The organism is Streptomyces sp. LN549 (assembly GCF_043203805.1).
In the GTDB taxonomy this organism is placed as follows: domain Bacteria; phylum Actinomycetota; class Actinomycetes; order Streptomycetales; family Streptomycetaceae; genus Streptomyces.
This window is the reverse complement of the sequence record NZ_JAZHRI010000002.1, coordinates 4,044,595-4,067,856: the sequence shown is the minus strand read 5'-3', so window position 1 is coordinate 4,067,856 and position 23,262 is coordinate 4,044,595. Positions and strand designations below refer to the sequence as shown.

Below are 23,262 nucleotides of genomic sequence, written 5' to 3'. Positions count from 1 at the left end.
ACGTCGATCCGCTGATACAACAGGGAATCAGCGAATTCCCTGTCACATCGTCGGTACGACGTGTCAGTACGCCCCGGCGATCCGGCCGGGCAGGACGAAACCGGAGAGACACCATGCGCTACTTGATGACGACCAAGGCCTCGGAGACGGCGAAGGTCCCCGACGAGAAGCTCTTCGCCGAGATGGGCGCCTTCATCGAGGAGCTGAGCGCCGCAGGTGCGCTGCTGGCCACCGGCGGGCTCGAACCGGGAGGTGTCCGGCTGGTCTCCGAGGGCGGCGTCATCACCGTCACGGACGGCCCGTTCGCCGAGTCGAAGGAGGCCGTCGTCGGCTTCGCCCTCATCGAGGTCCGCTCCCAGGAGGAGGCGGTGGAACTGGGCCGCCGGTTCCGGAAGATCGTCGGTGACGGCGAGAGCATGATCCAGCAGGTCTTCGGTCCGTGACGGACGTCCACCGCACGGTCGACGCGATCTGGAAGATGGAGTCGGCCCGTATCGTCGCCGCGCTCACCCGCATGGTGCGCGACGTCGGCGTGGCCGAGGAATTGGCACAGGACGCGCTGGTCGCGGCGCTGGAACGGTGGCCCGAGTCTGGAATCCCGGACAATCCGGGCGCCTGGCTCACCACCGTCGCCAAGCGCCGCGCCGTCGACCACATCCGCCGCGACCGGCGGTTGGCCGAGCACGGCGAGACGCTCGCGCACGAACTGGCCGAGCAGCAGCGGCTCGACGGTGATGGCGACGGCGGCGTCGACCACGATCTTGAGTCCGCCGAGTCCGCCGATCCCGCCTCAGAGCAGGACGACGTGCTGCGGCTGATGTTCGTCTCCTGCCACTCGGTCCTACCGACCGAGGCACGCGTCGCCCTGACCCTGCGGCTGCTCGGCGGACTCACCGCGTCCGAGATCGCCCGCGCGTTCCTCACCGCTGAGCCGCTGATCGCCCGCCGCATCGCCACGGCGAAGCGCACACTCGCCGAGGAGCGGGTGCCGTTCGAACTCCCGGACGGCGCCGAGCTGACCGAACGCCTCGCCTCCGTCCTGGAGGTCGTCTACCTGATCTTCAACGAGGGCTACTCGGCGACCTCGGGCGACGACCTGATGCGGCCCGGCCTGTGCCTGGAGGCGCTGCGGCTGGGACGCCTGCTCGCCCGGTCGGTACCCGACGAGGCGGAAGTACACGGCCTGGTGGCGCTCATGGAGGTCCAGGCCTCCCGCACGGCGGCCCGCACCGGCCCCGCCGGCGAACCGGTTCCGCTGCACATGCAGAACCGGGGACGCTGGGACCCCTTGCTCATCCGTCGCGGCTTCGCGGCGATGCTGCGGGCTCGCGCGGCCGGTACACCCGGCCAGCCAGGTCCCTACGTACTGCAGGCCGCGATCGCCATCTGCCACGCCCAGGCACGCACCGCCGAGGAGACCGACTGGGCACGGATTTCCGGACTGTACGCCGCCCTCGCCCGCCTCCTGCCCACCGCCGTGGTGCGGCTCAACCAGGCGGTCGCGGTGGGCATGGCGGACGGCCCCGCAGCCGGCCTCGCCCTCGTCGACACGCTCGCCCCCGACCCTGCGCTCCGCGACTACCACCTGCTCCCCGGCGTGCGCGGCGACCTGCTGCTGCGCCTGGGGCGCGGCGAAGAAGCCCGCCGCGAGTTCGAGCGTGCGGCGCTGCTGACCCGGAACGCCGCCGAAAGCGCGTACCTGACGCGTCGTGCCGAGGCGATCCCGGTCGGGGACGCGTCCACGCCGACGTTCGGGGAGGCCATCGACGCGTTCCTGGCCCAGGACCGGCTCGCACCGGCGACGGCCCGCTCGTACGGACAGACGTTGTGGCGACTGCGGCTGGCTCTGGGAGTGGGGATGCCGCTCACCTCGCTGACGGCCGATCAGATTGCCGGTGCCTTCCGCCTCTCGTGGGGCGGCGTGGCGGCGTCCACGTGGAACCGGCACCGCGCCGCTGTGAGGGCGTTCGGTGCGTGGACGGACACCCCGGACCTTGACGCGGCCATCCCCCAGCGGATGCCCCGGCGCTGCCGCGCACCGGCGCCCGTACCCGCCCCGGTCCCGCCAGGAACTGCGTGGCCGGGAGAGGTGGAAGCCTCGTTGCGGGAGCGCACCTTGTGGACGCTGCTGCACGAGTCGGGCTCCACCGTCACGGCCTTGCTGGCCCTCAACGTCCAGGACCTGGACCTGCCGGAGCGACGAGCCTGCCTCGCGGACCGGCGGTCGGACCGGCGTGGCGCGTGGATCACCTGGCGATCGAAAACGGCCGCGCTCCTGTCCGAACTCCTGGACGGCCGGACCCAGGGCCCGGTGTTCCTCACCGACCGACGCCCGGGTCCGGCGCGGGCAGGCATCCTGGGCGCGGCCGACGTCTGCCCGCAGAGCGGCCGAGGGCGACTGTCCTACGAGCGCGCAGAGTTCCTGTGCAAGTCGGCAACCGGCCTCGCGCTGCGCCAACTGCGGGACTGGGACGGGGACGGGGGCAGAGACGGGGACGGCACCGAACCCTGAGAAACCAACCCGGCCCCCCGTGTCCCGACCTGATCCGGCTCCTGGGCGACGGCCCTACCGGACTGGGCTGGGAAGTCGACCACAAGCGGTGCACCTGCCTGTGCGACCACACCCACGCCGACGAGGGCCGCAGTGGCTTTGTCCACGACTGCCGGCTCTGGTCCACTCTCTGTGGGGATCTCACCGATAGTGATGTCAGAGGCGTGTGATGAGGTGGCCACGCTCTACCAGCTAGTTCGCCCGTTGTCGTGCTCGATGAGCTGTTGCAGAGGAGGCTGCGGGCGGCAGCCTAGCGACCTGCGAAGCTGCCCGATGGACCACTCGCACCGGGCAGAAGCCGCCCCAGTTCGGACAAAGTCCGGCGTTTAAGATCGGTGTGCTTTGTCCTGATAGGCGCCCCTAAAGGCTAGTGGGGGCCTTTTTGTGCCAATCGGTGATCACGCTCACGAGATGGACGATGTTCTGCGTCCTCATGATCGGTGCCGAAGCGTTCGGTTCGAAGTCGATGTTGGCTGCGGTGGTACGCCAAATGCTGGTCTCGGGGACCGGCGCGGCCATGTGCGGGTCGAGTCGCTTGAAGAAGTCGGTGACGTCGTCGAGTTCGGCAGGATTCTCGCCCGCCCGCAGCTCTCGGAATACGCCACCGAGAACGCGGAGCATGCCCTCCGATCCGAGGAGCGAGGACCGGCGTACCTCCTGGGCCATGGTCAGTTCTCCAGGCTGATGCTCCGCCTCTGGATCGTCTTCGGTGAGAGAGGCGAGGTCGGTGAAGGCGGTGGAGATAACGTCGAGGAAGTCTTTAACCTGCTCGATCACCTCGCCGTCGGTAAGAGTCTGCTCGGCCTTCTTGCTGATCCGGCCACCAGCACCGGCGATGACGGATCGGGTGACGTCGGCGACGTGCTTGGCGCCCATGAAGTTGGGGTTCTTAAGCGTCATGCGATCTTGCTCGGCGTCGACCCGGCCCTTAAGCAGCGGGTGGTCGATGACGTCGGACAGGGTTCGGTTGGCAACCTTGTAGCTGTCGAAACGAGCGCGGACGGCGCTGCTGATGCCCTTGGCGTTGTCGGTAACGTCTACGAACATCTGTTGAGACTTGATCGGGTCTGGCTCGACATAGATGTCAAGGCCGACGTACTCGGCCTTGAGGCGGTTCATCTGCCCGATGAGCTTTTCGCGTTCGGCCGCGAGTTTCGCGGCCTTCTCTGGGCTTACCTTGCGAGCCATTTCGCGATCGACGGCAGAGATGGCGTCGGTGATGCGCTGCTTCTCGATGGCTACACCGAGCACGCGGTGCTGGCCGTCGATGGTCCGCAAGCTGGAGGTGCCGCCAATCGCCCACGGAACGTCGATGTAGCCGACGGCGCCCTGGTCGTCCACCTTCTCGAAGGTGCATCCGCCGCTATCCCGGGCCAGCAGGGCGGGCGCGACCCAGTCCTGCTTGGTGTCGAGGTACTCGCCGAAGTGCTTGGCGTGGAGGCGGTCGACCTTGCGGTTGTCCTTGTCGACGTTGCTGGGATCGGGGACGGGCAGGATCGTCGGCAGGTCGAGGAGGGGGACGCGCACGCTGTACACCGTGCGGTGCGATTGCTGCGCGCGGTCGGCACCCCTTCTTGGGGGTGGTCGGCGCGACGCTGGAGGAGGTGCCAGCCTGAGATCAAGTTCGCGGATGCGCACACGAGGGATAGATGTCGCCACACGGTGAGCAGGAAGGGGGCTGCTTCCGCTTGGGAGACCTCGACCAAGATCTTCTCCCGGGCTTCGCCCAAACGATCTCCGGAAACCACTCAGGGGCCTGATCCACTAAGTGGATCAGGCCCCTGACCTGGTCTTACGGCTGTCGGGGTGGCGGGATTTGAACCCACGACCTCTTCGTCCCGAACGAAGCGCGCTGCCAAGCTGCGCTACACCCCGATCGCCGCCGGTCTCCCGGCGACATCGATTACTTTAGCCCACCGGCGCCCGGAGACGAAATCCGCTTTTTGTGCCGATCGTGCGGCCGCCGTCCGTCACACGTCTCGCGCCGTCAAGGTCAGCAGGGTCGCCTCCGGGGGACAGGCGAAGCGGACCGGGGTGTAGCGGTTGGTGCCGCAGCCGGCCGAGACGTGGAGGTAGGCGCGGTGGCCGTCGGCCGTGTGGCTGGAGAGGCCCTTCACGCGGTCCGTGTCCAGGTCGCAGTTGGTGACCAGGGCGCCGTAGAAGGGGATGCACAGCTGGCCGCCGTGGGTGTGGCCGGCCAGGATCAGCGGGTAGCCGTCCGCGGTGAAGGCGTCGAGTGAGCGCAGGTAGGGGGCGTGGACCACGCCGATGGAGAGGTCGGCGCCCGTCTCGGGGCCGCCCGACACCTCGGCGTAGCGGTCACGCCTGATGTGCGGGTCGTCGAGGCCGGTGAAGGCCAGCTCCAGGCCGTCGACCTTGAGGCGGCCCCGCGTGTTGGACAGGTTCAGCCAGCCCGCGTCGTCGAAGGCGTCGCGCATCGGTTCCCACGGGTTGTGGACGACGCCGACGGCCGGGGCGTTCCCGTTGAGCCCGTGCTTGCCCGCGGCCTTCTCGAAGAGATAACGGGCGGGGTTGCGGAGCTTGGGGCCGTAGTAGTCGTTGGAGCCGAACACGTACACACCCGGGAACTCCATCAGCGGACCGAGCGCGTCGAGCAGCTCCGGTACGGCCTCCGAGTCGGAGAGGTTGTCGCCGGTGTTCACGACGAAGTCCGGGCGCAGCCCGGCCAGGGACTGCAGCCAGGCGCGCTTCTTGCGCTGGCCGCTGACCATGTGGACGTCGGAGACCTGAAGGACGCGCAACGGGCGTGCCCCGTGCGGGAGTACCGGGATGGCGACCCTTCGCAGACGGAACGAGCGGGCCTCGAATCCGGCTGCGTAGGCGAGACCGGCGGCGCCGGCCGCGGCGGTGACCGCCGTGATTTTCAGGGGTACTCCGTAGCGTGCGCGCATGCGCCCATCGTCGCAGACGGTGTGTGCCCACGGGAAAACCGGCGGGCGGCGGACACCTCGCACCTGCCACAATCACCCCATGACCACGCTCAAGTCCAAGCTCAAGGAAGACCTCACCACGGCCATGAAGGCGCGCGACGAGCTGACCTCGTCCACGCTCCGGCTGACCCTCACCGCGATCACCAAGGAGGAGGTCGGCGGAAAGACTGCCCGCGAACTCTCCGACGACGAGGTGCAGAAGGTGATCGCCAAGGAGGCCAAGAAGCGCCGCGAGGCGGCCGAGGCCTTCGCCAAGGGCGGCCGGGCCGAGCAGGCCGAGCGGGAGAAGAAGGAGGGCGAGCTGCTCGACGCCTACCTCCCGCAGCAGCTGAGCGACGACGAGCTGACCGCGATCGTGGCGTCCGCCGTCGACGAGGCGAAGTCCGCCGGGGCCGAGGGGCCGCGTGCCATGGGCGCCGTCATGAAGATCGTGAACCCGAAGGTCGCGGGGCGCGCCGAGGGCGGCCGGGTGGCCGCCACGGTGAAGAAGCTCCTCGCCGGCTGAGGCCGCGCGGTTCAGCAGGCAGACATGAAGGTGGGGCGCCCCCGGACCGGGGGCGCCCCACCTTCATGTCTGACGTGAGCAAGGACCGGCCAGGTCAGGGGCCGTTGGTCCCGCCGTCGTTCTGACCGCGGCCGTTGCCGTCGTTTCCGCCGATCAGGTCCGGCGAAATGCTGATGCCGGGGAAGGGACTGTCGTCGCCGGGCTTGTCGTCGCCCTCGCCCGGCTTGTTCTTGTCCCGGTCCTTGTTCTTGTCCTTGTCCTCCTTGGGCTTCGCCCGCGGGACGTCGACCGGGGTGAAGGAAGGGGTTTCGGAGGCGCTCAGGGAACCGGTCATCGCCGTCCGCCAGATCGGACCGGGCAGACAGCCACCGCAGACGTCCTCGTAGTACTGGCCGCCGATGGTGATGTTGCTCATCGGGATCTGGTGGGCGCCGTCGCTGCCGACCCACACGGCCGTGGACAGGTTCGGCGTGTAGCCGACGAACCAGGCGTTGATGCGCTCGTCGGTCGTACCGGTCTTGCCCGCGTTGTCACGGTCACTGAGACCGGCCGACTGTCCGGTGCCGTCCTCGACGACGCCCTTGAGCATCTGGTTGATGGTGTCGGCCGTGTGCTCGCTCATGGCGCTGTTGCACGTCGACTTCGGTACGTCGATCTTCTTCCCGTCCGGCTTGGTCACCGACAGGATCGCGATCGGGGAGCAGTACGTGCCGCGGTTGGCGAAGGTGGCGTATGCCGAAGCCATGGCCAGCGGCGTCGACTCCTGGCCGCCGAGGGTGGTGGAGGGGGCTTGGCGAAGCGGCTTGTTGTCGCCGCGGATGTAGCCGACCTTCTTCGCCATCGTGAGCGTCTCGCAGAGGCCTGCCTGCTGCTCCAGCTTGGCGAAGTAGGTGTTGATCGACTTGCCCAGCGCGCTGGTCATGTCGAAGGTGCCCTTCTCCGACTCCATCTCGTTCTCGATGTTCCACGGGACGGTGTCCGCAGGCTCGTTCTCGCAGGTGCGGAAGCCGTCGGCGGGGAGGGTGAGCTTGTAGTCCGTGGTGAAGCTCTGGGCCGGGCTGATCCCCTTCTCCAGCGCGGCCGCCGCGGTGATCGGCTTGAAGGTCGATCCCACCTGGAAGCCGGCGTAACTGCCGCCCATCTTGTGGTCGACGGAGAGGTTCAGCATGGTCTGGTGCTGGGACGCGTCCAGTCCGTAGGGACGGGACTGGGCCATCGCCATGATCTGACCGGTGCCGGGCTGGACCTGGACCACCGAGGCCGCGACCTTGTCGGTCTCGTTGACGCGGGAGGTGGCTGCTTCGTTGGAGGCGGCCTGGGAACGCGGGTCCAGCGTCGTCTTGATGGTCAGTCCGCCGGTCGCCCAGAGCTTGGCGCGCTCCTTGGCGGTCTTACCGAAGGCCGGGTCGTTCGTGACGATCTCGTATACGTAGGCGCAGAAGAATCCGGAACCGCTGACCGCGGTGATGCAGCCGTTCTTCGGCCGCTTCACCTTCAGCTTGATCGGGGTCTTCTTGGCCTTGTCGGCCTCCTCCTGCGAGATGTCCCCGACATCGGCCATCCGCTGGATCACGGTGTTGCGACGCTTGGTCGCCTCCTCCGTGTCGTTGACGGGGTCGTAGCGGCTGGGCGACTGCACGATGCCGGCCAGCATCGCCGCCTCCTCCAGCTTCAGGTCCTTCGCCGACTTGGAGAAGTACCGCTGGGAGGCCGCCTCGACGCCGTACGCCTGCTGCCCGAAGAAGGTGATGTTGAGGTAGTTCTCCAGGATCTTCTTCTTGCCGAGCTCTTCCTCGACCTGGATCGCGTACTTCAGCTCCTGGACCTTGCGGCCGAGCGTCTGCTGGGTGGCCTGGGCGACCTTGGTCGGGTCGTCGCCCGCCTCCTCGACGAAGACGTTCTTCACGTACTGCTGGGTGAGGGTCGACGCGCCCTGTGCGGTCCCGCCCGCCTGTACGTTGCGGTTCATCGCACGCAGGATGCCCTTGAGGTCGACCGCGCCGTGCTCGTAGAAGCGGGCGTCCTCGATCGCGATGATCGCCTTCTGCATGTACGGGGAGATCTTCGTCAGCGGCACAACGGTGCGGTCCCGCGAGTACACCGTGGCGATCTGGCCGCCCTGGTTGTCCAGGATCGTGGTGCGCTGGCTCAGCGGCGGAGTCTTCAGGTTGGCCGGGATCTCGTCGAACCCGTCGACCGTTCCCTTGGCGGCGAGACCCAGTGCTCCGGCGGCCGGCAGCGCGATGCCCGCCAGGACCACTCCGGAGAGTGCGGCGACACCGAGGAACTTGGCGGCCTGCTGGGTCGTCGTGAGACCCCCGCCCGAGCGCTTCTTTGGCATGGGGGCAGCCTACGTTCTCATTCGCCGGACACACGTATATGCCTTGGCCTAAGCTGCTCTCAACTGTCACAGCAGTCCGGTTCCGTATCAACCCCCCTGCACTGCCCGGCCACGAGTTCAGGCGCTCCCGAAATCGCCTCGTGTGTCATCGAACGTCCGTTGTGACTCAGGTGATCTGTCCCGATTCTGACGGGATAGTCGCGCATGTCCTCGCATCACTCCCCTGGGTGATCTGCCGCATACGCATAGTCCGTTCGGGCCATTCAAGATTGGGCCCGAAGGGGGTGTTGTGCTGTCGCCACCTTCCGTAACGTCCTCAACTGGCAGCGGTGAATATGCCGCTACCGCCGTGGGGGAGCCTCGATTCGGGAGAGGACGGCGCCGGGATGGGCTGGGTAACCGACTGGAGTGCGCAGGCAGCCTGCCGCACTACCGATCCGGATGAACTGTTCGTACAAGGGGCAGCGCAGAACAGAGCCAAGGCGGTGTGCACCGGATGTCCGGTGCGGACCGAATGCCTGGCCGATGCGCTGGATAATCGCGTCGAATTCGGCGTGTGGGGCGGAATGACCGAGCGGGAGCGCCGCGCATTGCTGCGCCGGCGCCCGACGGTCACGTCCTGGCGCCGGCTGCTGGAGACCGCACGCAGCGAGTACGAGCGGTCCACGGGCATCCTGCCCGTGGCGATCGGGCTGGAGGACGACGAACTGCACGAGACGTTCGCCGCCGTGGGGTAGACCCGGGCGGCAGGACGGACGACGGGGTGACTACGCAGCTCCGGCCGAGGCGGAACCGGTCGCGAGCCGGTCGCCGATGGCTCGCAGCCCTGCGAGGTCATGGACATCTCCGGGCAGCGCGGCCACCGCGGTCACGGCCACCTCGGGATGCAGTGCGGTGAAGCGGTCGCGTGTGCTCTGTTCGCGCGCGACCACCTGCATCCGTTCGGCATGGAGACGCAGCAGACCTGCCGTCAGTTGTTCGACGGTCACGGCGTCTGCGGTCACGGCGTCTGCGGGCGGGTCGTCTGTGGTCACGACGGCCGTGCGGGCGTCGGCATGGACGTCCGGGATGTCGGCGGGCTCGTGCTCCGAGGCATGCTCGGACGGTTCGGGGGTGGCGGCTCCTGCGGGGTCCGGGGTCTGTGCGGAACCGGCCGCGGGGGATTCGGCGGGCTCACGAAGTCCAGCCTTCCCGGCGCCCTGATCCACAATGCCGTCGGCATCAAGATTTTCTGCGGCGGCCAGCGCGTGCTCCGCGGAGAGCCGGGCGGCGTCACTGCCGTGGACCCGGTTGAGCACCAGACCGGCCAGCGGCATGTCCTCCGCGGCCAGCCGCTCCACGAAATACGCCGCTTCGCGGAGCGCGTCCCGCTCCGGTGTCGCGACGACGAGGAACGCCGTGCCGGGTGCCTGGAGGAGCTTGTACGTGGCATCGGCGCGGGTGCGGAACCCGCCGAACATGGTGTCCATCGCGGCGACGAAGGTCTGTACATCACGCAGGAACTGGCCGCCGAGCAGCTTGCCCAGCGTCCCGGTCATCAGCGACATGCCCACGTTGAGGAACTTCATTCCGGCCCGGCCGCCCATTTTCGCCGGGGCCATCAGCAGCTTGATGAACTTTCCGTCCAGGAACGAGCCCAGCCGCTTCGGCGCGTCCAGGAAATCCAGTGCGGATCGCGACGGCGGGGTGTCGACGACGATCAGGTCCCACTCGTCGCGCGCCCGCAGCTGACCGAGCTTCTCCATCGCCATGTACTCCTGCGTGCCCGCGAAACCGGCCGACAGGGACTGGTAGAAGGGGTTCTCCAGGATCGCGCGGGCCCGCTCCCCGTCCGCGTGCGCCTCGACGATCTCGTCGAAGGTCCGCTTCATGTCCAGCATCATGGCGTGCAGTTCACCGGCACCCTCGGTCCCGACGCCCTGCACCCGGCGGGGGACGTTGTCCAGGGAGTCGATGCCCATGGACTGGGCGAGCCTGCGCGCCGGGTCGATGGTGAGGACGACGACCTTGCGACCGCGCTCGGCCGCGCGTACGCCGAGGGCCGCCGCGGTCGTCGTCTTGCCGACGCCGCCCGAGCCGCAGCACACGACGATCCGGATGTCCGGGTCGTCGAGCAGGGCGTCGGTGTCCAGGGCGGGGGCCGTGGCCGTGGCCGTACCCGCGTCCGGTTCGGTGTCGGTTTCTGTGCCTGTGTCGCTGCCGGTGTCCGCGGCCGCTGTCATGAACCCACCCCTTGTTCCGCCGCCCCTTCGCCCGCGCCCTGCTTGCGCAGTTCCATCGCCAGCTCGTACAGCCCGGCCGGGTCCACGCCCTCGCCGATCAGCGGGAGTTCGTACCCCGGCAGCCCGAGCTCCGCCAGTACGGCGCGCTGCTCACGCTCCAGCTCCACCCGCTGGGCGTGCTCGGTCGCCTGCTCGACCAGAGGACGTACGAGCCCTGCCGAGCCGGTCACTCCCGCCCGGGTGAGCGTCTTGGCGATCTCCTTGCGCCGACCGCCCGCAGCGGTGCGCAGCGCGTCCTCGTCCAGCAGGTGCGGGCGCACCATGTTCACGATGACCCGGCCCACCGGCAGTTCGGCGGCCTGCAGCTCCGCGATGCCGTCGGCGGTCTCCTGGACCGGCATCTCCTCCAGGAGGGTCACCAGATGCACCGCGGTCTCGGGAGACTTCAGCACCCGCATCACGGCCTGCGCCTGATTGTGTATCGGGCCGATCCGGGCCAGCCCCGCCACCTCGTCGTTCACGTTGAGGAAGCGGGTGATCCGGCCGGTCGGCGGAGCGTCCATGATCACGTAGTCGTAGACGAACCGGTTATGCTTGTCCTTGCGGCGCACGGCCTCGCACGCCTTGCCCGTCAGCAGGACATCCCGGACACCGGGCGCAATGGTGGTGGCGAAGTCGATCGCGCCGAGCTTCTTGAGTGCCCGGCCCGCGCTGCCGAGCTTGTAGAACATCTGGAGGTAGTCGAGGAGGGCGCGCTCGGCATCGATCGCGAGGGCGTACACCTCGCCGCCGCCCGGCGCGACGGCGATCTTGCGCTCCTCGTAGGGGAGGGAGTCCGCCTCGAAGAGCTGGGCGATGCCCTGTCTGCCCTCGACCTCGACGAGGAGGGTGCGCCTGCCCTCGGTCGCGAGGGCGAGCGCGAGGGCGGCGGCGACCGTGGTCTTACCGGTACCGCCCTTGCCGCTGACGACCTGGAACCTGCTCACGTATTCGAGCCTAACCAGTCGCGCCGCAGGCTACGCACGAGGCTGCGCGTGCCGGGGATTGCACAGGCATTACAGTCGGGCCATGACCAAGTGGGAATACGCGACCGTGCCCCTTCTCGTGCACGCGACCAAGCAGATTCTGGACACCTGGGGCGAGGACGGCTGGGAGCTGGTCCAGGTCGTTCCCGGCCCGAACAACCCCGAGCAGCTCGTGGCCTACCTGAAGCGGGAGAAGTCGTAGTGGCGGGCGCAGTCGAGGCGAAGCTCGCCGAACTCGGACTGGCCCTGCCGGACGTCGTGCCGCCGCTCGCCTCGTATCAGCCGGCCGTGCAGTCCGGGGTGTACGTGTACACCTCGGGCCAGCTGCCGATGGTGGACGGCAAGCTCGCCGTCACCGGCAAGGTCGGCGCGGAGGTCACGCCCGACGAGGCCAAGGAGCTGGCGAAGACCTGCGCGCTCAACGCGCTGGCCGCCGTGAAGTCCGTCGCGGGCGACCTGGACCGGATCGCACGCGTGGTGAAGGTCGTCGGCTTCGTCGCCTCGGCCTCGGACTTCACCGGCCAGCCCGCAGTGATCAACGGCGCGAGCGAACTGCTCGGCGCGGTGCTCGGTGACAAGGGCGTGCACGCCCGCAGCGCCGTCGGCGTCGCCGTGCTGCCGCTGGACGCGCCGGTCGAGGTCGAGGTCCAGGTCGAGCTGACCGGAGCCTGAGCCGTACCGCGGCCGGCGTTCGGAAGCCGGCTGCGCGAGGATCCCGTCCGGTCGTCGTGACCGGGCGGGATCATCTGTGTACGGGGCATGTACGGATCACCGTGCCCCTCGAACATCGTCGCGGTTCCGGATAGCCTCCGGCCATGTCCAATGGTCAGTGGTACCCACCGGAATGGCCCGACCGGATCCGGGCCCTCGCCGCAGGCGAACTGACGGCAGCCACCCCCAGGCGGGCAGCCACCGTGATGCTGCTCCGGGACGCCGCCGCGGGTACGGGGGGCGGGCCCACGGTCCACATGCTGCGCCGGCGCACCTCCATGGCCTTTGCCGGAGGGGCGTACGCCTATCCGGGTGGCGGGGTCGACCCTCGCGACGACGACCGGCTCGTCGGCTGGGCCGGACCCACGCTGGAGAGCTGGGCGCGGCGGCTCGGTGTCGGTACACCGGCCGAGGCGCAGGCGGTCGTCTGCGCGGCGGTCCGTGAGACGTACGAGGAGGCGGGCGTTCTGCTCGCCGGCCCGACCGCCGGCACGGTCGTCACGGACACCACCGGTGCGGACTGGGAGGCCGACCGCGAAGCACTGGTCGCGCGGAAACTGTCGTTCGCGGAGTTCCTCGACCGGCGCGGACTGGTGCTGCGCTCGGACCTGCTCGGCGCGTGGGCGCGCTGGATCACTCCGGAGTTCGAACCGCGCCGCTACGACACGTGGTTCTTCGTCGCCGCGCTCCCGGCCGGACAGCGCACCCGCAACGCCTCGACGGAGGCCGACCGCACGGTGTGGATCGGTCCGGGCGAGGCGGCCGACGGATACGACCGCGGCGAACTGCTGATGATGCCGCCGACGGTCTCCACGCTGCGCGCGCTCAGGCCGTACGCCACCGCCGCGCAGGCGCTGGAGGCGGCATCGGGCCAGGACCTCGCCCCTGTGCTCGCACAAGCCCGCCTGGAGGGTGACGAGCTGGTGCTGAGCTGGCCGGGGCACGAGGAGTTCACCAAACACATCCCGACGGGCAGTGCGGGCGGTACGGACGGCGGGGCGGCATGAGCGACGCGGCCGCGCTGCCCGGACAGCCCCGCGGCGGGGTGCTGTCCGGCCCCGCCACGACCCGTACGGTCAACGTCCTCGCGCCGAACGCGTCGGCGATGACGCTGGACGGGACCAACACCTGGATCGTCGCCGAGCCCGACTCGGACCTCGCGGTGGTCATCGACCCGGGCCCGCTGGACGAAGCCCATCTGCGGGCCGTCATCGACACGGCCGAGCGGGCGGGCCGCCGGATCGCGCTCACCCTCCTCACCCACGGCCACCCCGACCACGCGGAGGGCGCGGCCAGGTTCGCCGAGCTGACCCGTACGAAGGTGCGGGCCCTGGACCCGGAGCTGCGCCTCGGCGACGAGGGGCTGGGCACGGGTGACGTGATCACGACCGGCGGACTGGAGATGTACGTGGTGCCGACCCCGGGCCACACCGCGGACTCGCTCTCCTTCCATCTGCCCGCCGACCGCGCGGTGCTGACGGGGGACACGGTCCTCGGGCGCGGGACGACGCTGGTGGCGCACCCGGACGGCCGGCTGGGGGACTACCTCGACTCGCTGCGGCGGCTGCGTTCGCTGACGGTCGACGACGGGGTGCACACGGTGCTGCCAGGACACGGACCGGTGCTGGACGACGCGCAGGGCGCGGTCGAGTTCTACCTGGCCCACCGCGCGCACCGGCTGGCCCAGGTGGAGACGGCCGTGGAGTCCGGCTACCTGACGTCGTCGGAGGTCGTGGCGCATGTGTACGCGGACGTGGACCGGTCCCTGTGGCCCGCGGCGGAGCTCTCGGTGCGGGCGCAGATGGAATACCTGACCGAGCACGGGCTGATCTGACGGGACCCGCCCCGGATACGTACGCGAGGGGCCCCGCCGGTGTCGGCGGGGCCCCTCGGTTGCGTACGACGGCGGGTCAGCGGGACCGCTTGGCCAGCCGCTCCACGTCCAGCAGGATCACCGCACGGGCCTCCAGCCGCAGCCAGCCGCGGCCGGCGAAGTCGGCGAGGGCCTTGTTGACCGTCTCGCGGGAGGCGCCGACCAGCTGGGCCAGCTCCTCCTGCGTCAGGTCGTGCACGACGTGGATGCCTTCCTCCGACTGGACGCCGAAGCGGCGCGACAGGTCGAGGAGGGCGCGGGCGACACGGCCCGGCACGTCGGAGAAGACCAGGTCGGACATCTGGTCATTGGTCTTGCGCAGACGCCGTGCGACGGCGCGCAGCAGGGCCGTGGCCACCTCGGGGCGTGCGTTCAGCCAGGGCTGAAGGTCGCCGTGGCCGAGGCCGAGGAGCTTGACCTCGGTCAGCGCGGTCGCGGTGGCGGTACGCGGGCCCGGGTCGAAGAGCGACAGCTCACCGATCAGTTCGCCGGGGCCGAGGACCGCCAGCATGTTCTCGCGTCCGTCGGGTGAGGTGCGGTGGAGCTTCACCTTGCCCTCGGTGACCACATAGAGGCGGTCACCCGGGTCACCCTCGTGGAACAGCGCGTCTCCGCGCGCGAGGGTCACCTCACTCATCGAGGCGCGGAGCTCCGCGGCCTGCTCGTCATCGAGCGCCGCGAAAAGCGGGGCGCGCCGCAGAACGTCGTCCACGAGTTCTCTCCTTGTCGGCCTGTTCAGGGAACCGTGGTCCCCATCATGCCGGACGGTAAAACAGTGCGATCAATCACAAACCAGTTTGACGCACGCGCGTGCCGGAGCGTACGGCAGGGGGCCGATTGGGGGCGGATCGCCGGTGAGCGGCGTGGATGCCGGGGGTGGGCGCTGGGCCGGACGGGTGGCCGGAACGCCGGTGGGAGCGCAGGCCAAGGGGGCTGACGGGGTGTCGGCGGGTCGCGATTCCGCTGTGGGCGAACAGGTCGTCAAGGTTCGGAGAAGTGCCGCAAATGCCCCGTCGGGCACATGGGCGGCGCGGGGCGGGTGCGACCGCGTGGGGGTCCCTTCGGGGGCGGGGTGGTGACTGCTCGGGGGTCCCTTCGGGGGCGGGGCGGTGACTGCTCGGGGTGGACCGGCCGCCTGGCGGCCGAAGCGGCAGGAGGGGCGGAGGGTCGGGGGCCGGAGGGGTGCTCGCGACCGTTCGGCAGCCTGGAACTGCGGGACCTACATACCCCCTACCTGTATCCGGATTTGGGTTGACCGCATACCCCTAGGGGGTATGTAATGCGTGTGTTGCCGCGACGCCCACCGGAACGAGGAGGCCCCGCATGCCCAGCTGCCACGAAGACGACGGCCCGCGCGCCACAGCCGGGCTGCGCAGACCGTCGCCCGCCTGATGCACGTCTGAACCCGCACATCTCCCCTCCCCGAATCCGCTGAGGAGTCCGCCATGAACACCGCCCTGAAGATCACCGCCTTCACCGCCGGCCTCGCCACCGTCTTCGGCACCTCGTACGGCATCGGCCACGCCACCGGCGACACGTCCCCGAGGCCGTCCACCGCCGCCCACGCGGGGCACGCATCAGCCGCCGCGCCTTCTGGACCGGCTTCCTCGGACGGCGACGGCGACGGCGCGTCGGGCGGCGCAGGCCACCTGCCCGGTGGCCTGCAGATCTCCGAACGCGGCTACACACTCAGCCTCAGCGACTCCTACGTCACCGCCGGCGCCCCCGTCGACCTGCGCTTCCGGATCCTCGGAGCGGACGGCAGGCCCGTCACCGCCTACCAGCCCGCGCACGGCAAGGAGTTGCACCTCATCGTCGCCCCGCGCGACCTCTCCACCTTCCAGCACCTGCATCCCACCCGCGCCGCCGACGGCACCTGGCGCACCACGGCCGCTGTGCCCGCCGCCGGCGAGTACCGCGTCTTCGCGGACTTCACCCCGGCCGGCGCCTCGCAGGGTCTTACCCTCGGCGCCGACCTGCACGCAGCGGGCGACCTGCGTCCCGTACGCCCGGCCGATACGGGACGCACCGTCACCGTCGACGGCTACCGCGTCACCCTGACCGGCGACCTCACCCCCGGCCGTTCCACGCGGCTCAGCCTCGCCGTCGCCAAGGACGGCAGGCCCGTCACCGATCTCCAGCCCCATCTCGGCGCATACGGCCACCTGGTCGCCCTGCGGGCCGGCGACCTCGCCTACCTGCACGTCCATCCGGACGGTGAGCCGGGTGACGCCGGCACCGCGCCCGGCCCTGACATCACCTTCACCACCACCGCGCCGAGCCGGGGCGGCTACCGCCTCTTCCTGGACTTCCGGCACGGGGGCGTGGTCCGCACCGCCGCCTTCACGGTCACCGCCGCCGACGGCCCGGCGAACGCAGCCGGACCGGCCACCCCGTCCGCGTCGGCGCGCGCGGAGCACGACGGCGACCACCAGCACTGAAGCGCGGCGCAGCCCGAGTCGCTTCCCTCTCTCCCGGAACAGGAGTACACGGTCATGTCCGACCTCAACCCACCCGCACCCGCACCCAGACGCTGGACGGCACTCGCCCTGATCGCCCTCGCCCAGTTCATGGTGATCATGGACACCTCGATCATCGGCGTGGCCCTGCCCGAGATGCAGACGGCGCTCGGCTTCTCGCAGGAGAACCTGTCCTGGGTCTTCAACGCCTACGTAGTCGCCTTCGGCGGACTGCTGCTGCTCGGTGGCCGCCTCTCCGATCTGTTCGGCGCCAAGCGACTGTTCGTGGCCGGCTGGGTGGTCCTGGCCGTCGGGTCGGCGGTCGCCGGGCTGGCCGGTGAGGCCTGGGCCGAACTGGTCGGCCGGGCCGTCCAGGGTGCCGGTTCCGCGCTGATCGCACCCGCTGCGCTGACCCTTCTGATGACCCTGTTCGGCGGACGGCCCCAGGAGCTCACCAAGGCATTCGCCCTGTACGGCGCGGCCGCGCCGGCCGGCGGCACCGCCGGCGTCTTCCTCGGGGGACTGATCACCCAGTACGCCAGCTGGCAGTGGGTCTTCTGGATCAACATCCCGGTCGCGCTAGGCGTCCTGCTCGCCACCCCCGGAGTGATGCCGGCAGGCGCCGCCCGCCGGGGCTCGGTCGACTGGCTCGGTGCCATCACCGTCACCCTCGGCCTGGCCGTCACCGTCTACGGCGTGGTCCGGGCTCCGGAGACCGGGTGGGGCTCGGCAGGCACATGGCTGGTACTGGCCGGCGGACTGCTGCTGATCGGTGCGTTCGTCGCCATCCAGGCCAGGCGCAGCGCACCGCTGATGCGGCTCGGCATCTGGCGCAGCCCCGACCTGGCCGGCGCCAACCTCGCCCAGCTGCTGATGGCGGCCGCGTGGATCCCGATGTGGTTCTTCCTCAACCTCTACCTCCAGCAGGTGCTGGGACTCGAAGCGTTCGCCTCGGGCGCCGCGCTGCTGCCGATGACCGCAGCCATCATGCTGATGATGATCGTGCTGGCACCCCGGCTGATCGCCCGCTTCGGGCCGAAGCCGCTGATCGTCACCGGTCTGCTGGCTCTGGCGGCCGGCATGGTCTGGCTCTCCTTCGTCCGGCCCGACGGCAGCTTCGTCGTGGACGTCCTGCCCGCCTCGCTGCTCGCCGCGGTCGGCATGTCGCTCGCCTTCATCCCCTCACTGGGGACCGCGCTCGCCATCCCCGACCCGGCGGAGGGCGGCCTCGCCTCCGGCATCGTCAACACCAGCTACCAGGTCGGTTCGGCCCTCGGTCTCGCTGCGATGACCGCCGTCGCCGCCGCCAACGGTGCCGGTGAACTCGGCGACCCCCAGGCCCTCACCGACGGCTTCTCCGCGGCCTTCCTCGGCGCAGCAGCCCTTGCCCTCGCCGGGGCGCTCGCCTCCGCCCTCACCCTGCGTACCCCGGACAGGGCCGCCGCCGTCGCCGAGGAACCCTCGTCCGTCGGCTGACCCCGGTGATCCTCAAGGACGCCGGCCCGGAACCACGGGCCGGCGTCCTGACACATGCCGCCGGACCTCCGGATCGTGGATACGACGGAACCTCCGGACCGCGGCTACGAACGGGGCAGGCCGACATCGTGACCGGCTCATGAACCGGCCCCTTGGGTTCGCCCCGTCGGCGTAGCCTTCGTGCATGGCAGAGAGCAAGGTCCGGAAGTCCGCGGTCGAACCGGCGGTGAAGGCGGCTGCGAAGCCGAAGAAGCCGGAGTCGCATCTGGCGATGGTGCGGCGGGCGCGGAAGATCAACCGCGTCCTGGCGGAGACGTATCCGTACGCGCATCCGGAGCTGGACTTCGAGACGCCCTTCGAGCTGCTGGTGGCCACCGTGCTGTCGGCGCAGACGACGGACCTGCGGGTGAACCAGACGACGCCGGCGCTGTTCGCGAAGTACCCCACTCCGGAGGACATGGCGATGGCCGTCCCGGAGGAAATGGAAGAGATCATTCGGCCGACGGGCTTCTTCCGCGCCAAGACCAAGTCGCTCATAGGCCTCTCCGTCGCCCTCCGGGACCGTTTCGGCGGCGAGGTGCCGGGACGCCTGGCGGATCTCGTGACACTGCCCGGGGTCGGCCGCAAGACCGCCAACGTCGTCCTCGGCAACGCCTTCGGCGTCCCGGGCATCACGGTCGACACGCACTTCGGCCGACTGGTCCGCCGCTGGAAGTGGACCGAGCAGGAGGATCCGGAGAAGGTCGAGGCCGAGATCGCGGCGATCTTCCCCAAGAGCGAGTGGACGATGCTCTCGCACCGCGTCGTCTTCCACGGCCGCCGCATCTGTCACGCCCGCAAGCCCGCCTGCGGCGCCTGTCCGGTCGCCCCGCTCTGTCCCTCGTACGGGGAGGGCGAGACCGACCCGGAGAAGGCCCGGAAGCTGCTGAAGTACGAGATGGGGGGTCAGCCGGGACAGCGACTGAGCCCGCCTTCGGACTACCCGGGCAGACCCGCCCCCGCCCTGGGCGCCGGCTGACACGGCGGGCCGCGCCGGAACGAAATGCGTGAGGACAGGCGTTGTGAAACGAGGGGTGCCTATGAAGACGCATGAACACAGCACGGACGCGGCCTCGGCCGCAGCACGGGACGAGCCCGGTGCTGCGGCCGCACAGGACGCGGCGCACGCCGCACGCGGCGCCGCCCGCACCACCGCAGACGATGCCCGGGACGTCTCCCGGGGCGAAGTCGCGATCGACATCACGACCGAGGGCCTGCCCGACTGGCTGGACCCCGTCGCCCGAGCGGCGCGGACCGTCGAGCCGCAGCAGCTCAGCCGCTTCCTGCCGCCCGCGAGCGGTGCCGGGCGGCAGTCCGCCGTGCTCGTCCTGTTCGGCGAGGGTGCACGCGGGCCGGAGCTGCTCCTGATGGAGCGCGCCGGGAGCCTTCGTTCCCACCCGGGCCAGCCCTCCTTCCCCGGCGGCTCCCTGGACCCCGCCGACGGCGACCAGGAGACGACGGGACCGCTGCGGGCCGCGCTGCGCGAGGCCGAGGAGGAGACCGGCCTCGATCCGCACGGGGTGCAGCTCTTCGGCGTGCTGCCCCGGCTCTACATCCCCGTGAGCAGCTTCGTGGTGACGCCCGTCCTCGGCTGGTGGCGTTCGCCCAGTCCGGTCGGGGTCGTCGATCCCGCCGAGACCGCCCGGGTCTTCACGGTTCCCGTGGCGGATCTCACGGATCCGGCCAACCGGGTGACCACGCGCCATCCCAGCGGCCACCGGGGCCCGGCATTTCTGGTCGAATCCGCACTCGTATGGGGGTTCACGGCAGGGGTGATCGACCGGATTCTGCACTTCGCGGGCTGGGAGCGCCCCTGGGACAGGGCCAAGCAGGTGCCGCTCGACTGGCGCGCATGACAGGCTGACTTCCGTGCTCCGCTGCTCCGGGCCTTCCCGGCCACGGGGAGACGTACGGGCCCGGTGACGAATCTGCGAGGCAATAGACGGTGAACGTGCTGGACATCCTGCTGCTGGCCGGCGCCGTGTGGTTCGCGGTCATCGGCTACCGCCAGGGGTTCGTCGTCGGCATTCTGTCGGTGATCGGGTTCCTGGGCGGCGGTCTCGTCGCCGTCTATCTGCTCCCCATCCTGTGGGACCAGGTGACGGACGGCTCGGAGGTCTCGTCGACCGCGGCCATCGTCGCGGTCGTCGTCGTGATCGTGTGCGCCTCGGTGGGCCAGGCCTTCACCACCCACCTGGGGAACAAACTCCGCCGGTACATCACATGGTCGCCCGCGCGCGCCCTCGACGCGACGGGCGGCTCCCTCGTCAACGTCGTCGCGATGCTGCTGGTGGCCTGGCTGATCGGCTCCGCGCTGGCCGGTACGTCCCTGCCGACGCTGGGCAAGGAGGTCCGTAACTCCTCCGTCCTGCTCGGCATCTCCCGGGTGATGCCGCCCCAGGCCTCCACCTGGTTCACGGACTTCTCCTCGGTCCTCGCGCAGAACGGCTTCCCGCAGGTCTTCAGCCCGTTCGCCAACGAACCGATCACCGAGGTCAGGGCCCCCGACCCGGCCCTGGCCGGCAGCCCCGTCGCGGCCCGCGCCAAGCAGTCGATCGTCAAGGTCGTCGGTACGGCCCCGAGCTGCGGCAAGGTCCTCGAAGGCACCGGATTCGTCTTCTCCGACCGCCGGGTGATGACCAACGCCCACGTCGTCGGCGGCGTCGACGAGCCGACCGTGCAGATCGGTGGTCAGGGACGGCTGTACGACGCGAAGGTCGTCCTCTACGACTGGCGGCGCGACATCGCCGTACTCGACGTGCCGGACCTCGATGCGAAGCCGCTGCGGTTCACCGACACCGACCACGACGCCGCGACCGGGAACAGCGCGATCGTCGCGGGGTTCCCGGAGAACGGCTCGTACGACGTACGCTCCGCGCGCGTCCGGGCCCGCATTGACGCGAACGGGCCCGACATCTACCACCGTGGCACCGTCCGCCGCGATGTCTACTCACTCTTCACGATGGTCCGGCAGGGCAACTCAGGCGGCCCGCTGCTGACACCCGAAGGGAAGGTGTACGGAGTCGTCTTCGCCAAATCGCTCGACGACCCCGACACCGGTTACGCCCTCACGGCCGACGAGATCCGGCAGGACATCACGCAGGGCCGTACCGCCAACCAGCAGGTCGACAGTCAGGGGTGCGCGCTTTAGGAGAGTGGGTCGGAGGTCCCGCCTGCGGGGTGGCGGGACCGGGGGTCATCCGCGCGGGTGGCGCAGCCGCGCCGAGACCCAGCGGGCCCGGCGGCGGAGGATGCGCGGAATGCCGAGCCGGGGATCATGCAGAACATGCATAGCGTGCACCCGGCCCTGGGGGCCGCTCCCCTCATGAGTGCCCGGAGCCGCCGTGGCGGTCGAGCGACGATTGCGTGCTGCGTCACCGAAGTCGTGCGTCCAGCCCATACCTCGACGTCTGCCCGTGACGCATGGTCGGTAACCGCCCATCTGCCAGCCAATTGGCCTATGCGGCAGGCAAGTGGCTGTTCGTCGGACGTGTGTGCGCGTCGGCTAGCGATCGGGCTCGGAATCCTTGAGCCAGCTGATGAGTTCGGCCGAGAACCCGGCCGGATCCTCCTCGTGGGGGAAGTGCCCCAGACCGTCGAAAAGTCGCCAACGGTACGGTGCCTCGACATATTCGCCGGACCCCGCCGAACTCCGGGTGCGGACCGCCGGATCGAGTGAACCGTGCAGATGCAGGGTCGGCACTCGCACCGGCCGCTTCATGCGCCGGTTGAACTGGATGCCGTCCGGGCGCGCCAGCGAACGCACCATCCAGCGGTAGGGCTCGATCGAGCAGTGCGCGGTCGACGGGATGGACATGGCACGCCGGTAGACGTCCAGCGCCGCGTCGTCGGGGAAATCCGCCGTGCCCGGGCCCGCCCACTCATGGATCAGCCGCCCGACCAACGCCGCGTCGTCCGCCACGAGCTGACGCTCCGGCACCCAAGGCCGCTGGAAACCCCAGACGTACGAGCCCGCGCGCGACTGGGCGAAGTCGGAGAGCATCGAGGAGCGCCACCGGCGCGGATGCGGCATCGAGGAGACGACCAGCCGGCGCACCAGCTTCGGACGCATCACCGCGGCCGTCCAGGCCAGGTAGCCGCCCATGTCGTGGCCGACCAGCGCGGCGTCCGGCTCGCCGAGCGAGCGGATGACGCCGGTGATGTCGAGCGCCAGGTTGGCGGGGTCGTAACCGCGTGGCGTGCGGTCGCTGCCGCCCACCCCGCGCAGGTCCATCGCCACGGCCCTGAAGCCCGCGTCGGCGAGTGCCGGGAGCTGGTGGCGCCAGGTCCACCAGAACTGCGGAAAGCCGTGCAGGAGGAGGACCAGTGGCCCTTCCCCCATTTCGGCGATGTGGAAGCGGGCGCCGTTGGCCGCGACGTCCCGGTGGGTCCAGGGGCCGTCGATGCGGACGGGGCCGCCGGCCGCGGCAGCGGGGCCCGGCGGACCACCGGGGGCCGGGGCCGGGGCGGGGGTGGGGCCCGCCGGACCGGCCGGCTTCTCGTGGCCTGCCCGGTCTTCCGGGCTCACAGGGCGGAATGCGCTGGAATCGGGGACCGTCATGTGGATGAGCGTGCCACAGCTGACGCCTTGTCCTGGACCGGACGGTTCTCGATGGCCTTGTCCGCAAGTGTGCTGCCGCCCGCCGGAAGGATCGCGTCGGCGCCGATGCTCGCCCGCGGGTGCGGCTTGACACCCTGCAGGACGGCGGCGGTCTGCTTGGCCGAGGCGATGGACTTCTCCGGCGGCTTGACCTTCTTGAACTTGGCGTAGCCGAACAGGGCGAGCAGGATCCCCAGCAGGATGAACGCACCGCCCACGATCAGGAACGACCAGGCGAGCCCCAGCCCCAGGTTGTGGATTCCGTACGCGGCCGCGAAGCTCAGCACCGGGATCGCGAACAGAATCAGCACGCCCGTGACGATGAACGCCGCGCTGCCGATGACGCCGCGCTTGACGTCCTGTCGCACCTCGGCCTTGGCCAGGGCAATCTCGTCGTGCACCAGCGCCGACAGTTCGGCCGTCGCCGAGGCGACCAGCTGGCCGAGACTGCGGTCGGCGCTGCCCGCGTAATTGCCGGGGTCGCTCATCCCTGACTCCCTCTCCTGTTC

Annotated in this window: 22 protein-coding genes and 1 tRNA gene; 13 read left to right on the top strand and 10 right to left on the bottom strand. The window is 70.0% G+C overall.

The window, feature by feature from the left end; translation table 11 throughout:
- Window positions 1–113 precede the first annotated feature (113 nt).
- Window positions 114–443 carry a YciI family protein gene (locus SH922_RS18280; RefSeq protein ID WP_328907351.1) on the top strand — a complete coding sequence of 110 codons (330 nt, stop codon included), beginning with the start codon at window positions 114–116 and terminating at the stop codon, window positions 441–443.
- On the top strand, window positions 440–2,512 hold the full coding sequence (locus SH922_RS18275; RefSeq protein ID WP_393059012.1) for a sigma-70 family RNA polymerase sigma factor: 2,073 nt from the start codon (window positions 440–442) through the stop codon (window positions 2,510–2,512). Before SH922_RS18280 ends, SH922_RS18275 begins: the two co-directional genes overlap by 4 nt.
- 399 nt (window positions 2,513–2,911) lie before the next feature.
- Here the strand turns inward: SH922_RS18275 and SH922_RS18270 are convergent, their stop codons facing one another.
- The 3 genes from SH922_RS18270 to SH922_RS18260 form a co-directional block, all read right to left on the bottom strand.
- On the bottom strand, window positions 2,912–4,162 hold the full coding sequence (locus SH922_RS18270) for a DNA sulfur modification protein DndB (RefSeq protein ID WP_393063606.1): 1,251 nt from the start codon (window positions 4,160–4,162) through the stop codon (window positions 2,912–2,914).
- Between the two features lie 190 nt (window positions 4,163–4,352).
- A tRNA-Pro gene (locus SH922_RS18265) sits at window positions 4,353–4,426 on the bottom strand.
- A gap of 95 nt (window positions 4,427–4,521) precedes the next feature.
- Window positions 4,522–5,463, bottom strand: coding sequence for a metallophosphoesterase (locus SH922_RS18260; RefSeq protein WP_393059011.1), 942 nt, complete (start codon window positions 5,461–5,463; stop codon window positions 4,522–4,524).
- A 79-nt stretch (window positions 5,464–5,542) separates the two neighbouring features.
- On the opposite strand from SH922_RS18260, the gene SH922_RS18255 reads away from it, so the two are divergent.
- Window positions 5,543–6,007 carry a GatB/YqeY domain-containing protein gene (locus SH922_RS18255; RefSeq protein ID WP_393059010.1) on the top strand — a complete coding sequence of 155 codons (465 nt, stop codon included), beginning with the start codon at window positions 5,543–5,545 and terminating at the stop codon, window positions 6,005–6,007.
- Between the two features lie 94 nt (window positions 6,008–6,101).
- On the opposite strand, the gene SH922_RS18250 is transcribed toward SH922_RS18255, so the two are convergent.
- Window positions 6,102–8,348 (bottom strand): transglycosylase domain-containing protein, encoded by a 2,247-nt coding sequence (locus SH922_RS18250; RefSeq protein ID WP_393059009.1) that lies wholly within the window; start codon window positions 8,346–8,348, stop codon window positions 6,102–6,104.
- Between the two features lie 386 nt (window positions 8,349–8,734).
- On the opposite strand from SH922_RS18250, the gene SH922_RS18245 reads away from it, so the two are divergent.
- Complete coding sequence (locus SH922_RS18245) at window positions 8,735–9,085, top strand: WhiB family transcriptional regulator (protein WP_018551136.1); 351 nt, start codon at window positions 8,735–8,737, stop codon at window positions 9,083–9,085.
- Window positions 9,086–9,115: 30 nt separating this feature from the next.
- Here SH922_RS18245 and SH922_RS18240 read toward each other — a convergent pair whose 3' ends face one another.
- Window positions 9,116–10,570 (bottom strand): ArsA family ATPase, encoded by a 1,455-nt coding sequence (locus tag SH922_RS18240; RefSeq protein WP_393059008.1) that lies wholly within the window; start codon window positions 10,568–10,570, stop codon window positions 9,116–9,118.
- On the bottom strand, window positions 10,567–11,556 hold the full coding sequence (locus SH922_RS18235) for an ArsA family ATPase (RefSeq protein ID WP_393059007.1): 990 nt from the start codon (window positions 11,554–11,556) through the stop codon (window positions 10,567–10,569). The genes SH922_RS18240 and SH922_RS18235 overlap by 4 nt, the downstream gene beginning before the upstream one ends.
- 82 nt (window positions 11,557–11,638) lie before the next feature.
- On the opposite strand from SH922_RS18235, the gene SH922_RS18230 reads away from it, so the two are divergent.
- From SH922_RS18230 to SH922_RS18215, 4 genes are all read left to right on the top strand, one after another.
- A complete protein-coding gene (locus SH922_RS18230) occupies window positions 11,639–11,797 on the top strand; it encodes a DUF4177 domain-containing protein (protein ID WP_017947820.1) in 159 nt (52 codons plus the stop codon).
- Window positions 11,797–12,267, top strand: a complete 471-nt coding sequence (locus SH922_RS18225; protein ID WP_393059006.1) for a RidA family protein — start codon at window positions 11,797–11,799, stop codon at window positions 12,265–12,267. The genes SH922_RS18230 and SH922_RS18225 overlap by 1 nt, the downstream gene beginning before the upstream one ends.
- Window positions 12,268–12,410: 143 nt before the next feature.
- Window positions 12,411–13,313, top strand: a complete 903-nt coding sequence (locus tag SH922_RS18220) for an NUDIX hydrolase (RefSeq protein WP_393059005.1) — start codon at window positions 12,411–12,413, stop codon at window positions 13,311–13,313.
- Entirely contained in the window at window positions 13,310–14,140 is an 831-nt protein-coding gene (locus SH922_RS18215; protein WP_393059004.1) for an MBL fold metallo-hydrolase, read from the top strand. Before SH922_RS18220 ends, SH922_RS18215 begins: the two co-directional genes overlap by 4 nt.
- Window positions 14,141–14,216: 76 nt before the next feature.
- Here the strand turns inward: SH922_RS18215 and SH922_RS18210 are convergent, their stop codons facing one another.
- The gene (locus SH922_RS18210) at window positions 14,217–14,891 is read right to left on the bottom strand and encodes a Crp/Fnr family transcriptional regulator (protein ID WP_014046869.1); all 675 of its coding nucleotides are present in this window, start codon (window positions 14,889–14,891) and stop codon (window positions 14,217–14,219) included.
- A 733-nt stretch (window positions 14,892–15,624) separates the two neighbouring features.
- On the opposite strand from SH922_RS18210, the gene SH922_RS18205 reads away from it, so the two are divergent.
- The 5 genes from SH922_RS18205 to SH922_RS18185 all read left to right on the top strand — a co-directional run bounded on the left by SH922_RS18205 (window position 15,625) and on the right by SH922_RS18185 (window position 21,304).
- The gene (locus tag SH922_RS18205) at window positions 15,625–16,620 is read left to right on the top strand and encodes a hypothetical protein (RefSeq protein ID WP_393059003.1); all 996 of its coding nucleotides are present in this window, start codon (window positions 15,625–15,627) and stop codon (window positions 16,618–16,620) included.
- A 54-nt stretch (window positions 16,621–16,674) separates the two neighbouring features.
- Window positions 16,675–18,114: an MFS transporter gene (locus tag SH922_RS18200; protein WP_393059002.1), complete on the top strand. Its 1,440-nt coding sequence runs from the start codon at window positions 16,675–16,677 to the stop codon at window positions 18,112–18,114.
- A 184-nt stretch (window positions 18,115–18,298) separates the two neighbouring features.
- Window positions 18,299–19,132 carry an endonuclease III gene (gene nth, locus SH922_RS18195; protein WP_393059001.1) on the top strand — a complete coding sequence of 278 codons (834 nt, stop codon included), beginning with the start codon at window positions 18,299–18,301 and terminating at the stop codon, window positions 19,130–19,132.
- 61 nt (window positions 19,133–19,193) lie between these two features.
- Window positions 19,194–20,009, top strand: a complete 816-nt coding sequence (locus SH922_RS18190; protein WP_393059000.1) for an NUDIX hydrolase — start codon at window positions 19,194–19,196, stop codon at window positions 20,007–20,009.
- An 89-nt stretch (window positions 20,010–20,098) separates the two neighbouring features.
- Window positions 20,099–21,304 (top strand): MarP family serine protease, encoded by a 1,206-nt coding sequence (locus SH922_RS18185; RefSeq protein ID WP_393058999.1) that lies wholly within the window; start codon window positions 20,099–20,101, stop codon window positions 21,302–21,304.
- Between the two features lie 45 nt (window positions 21,305–21,349).
- Here the strand turns inward: SH922_RS18185 and SH922_RS18180 are convergent, their stop codons facing one another.
- The 3 genes from SH922_RS18180 to SH922_RS18170 all read right to left on the bottom strand — a co-directional run bounded on the left by SH922_RS18180 (window position 21,350) and on the right by SH922_RS18170 (window position 23,241).
- Complete coding sequence (locus SH922_RS18180; RefSeq protein WP_393058998.1) at window positions 21,350–21,553, bottom strand: hypothetical protein; 204 nt, start codon at window positions 21,551–21,553, stop codon at window positions 21,350–21,352.
- Window positions 21,554–21,658: 105 nt separating this feature from the next.
- Window positions 21,659–22,714: an alpha/beta fold hydrolase gene (locus SH922_RS18175; protein WP_393058997.1), complete on the bottom strand. Its 1,056-nt coding sequence runs from the start codon at window positions 22,712–22,714 to the stop codon at window positions 21,659–21,661.
- The gene (locus SH922_RS18170) at window positions 22,711–23,241 is read right to left on the bottom strand and encodes a phage holin family protein (protein ID WP_393058996.1); all 531 of its coding nucleotides are present in this window, start codon (window positions 23,239–23,241) and stop codon (window positions 22,711–22,713) included. Before SH922_RS18170 ends, SH922_RS18175 begins: the two co-directional genes overlap by 4 nt.
- Between the last annotated feature and the right edge of the window lie 21 nt (window positions 23,242–23,262).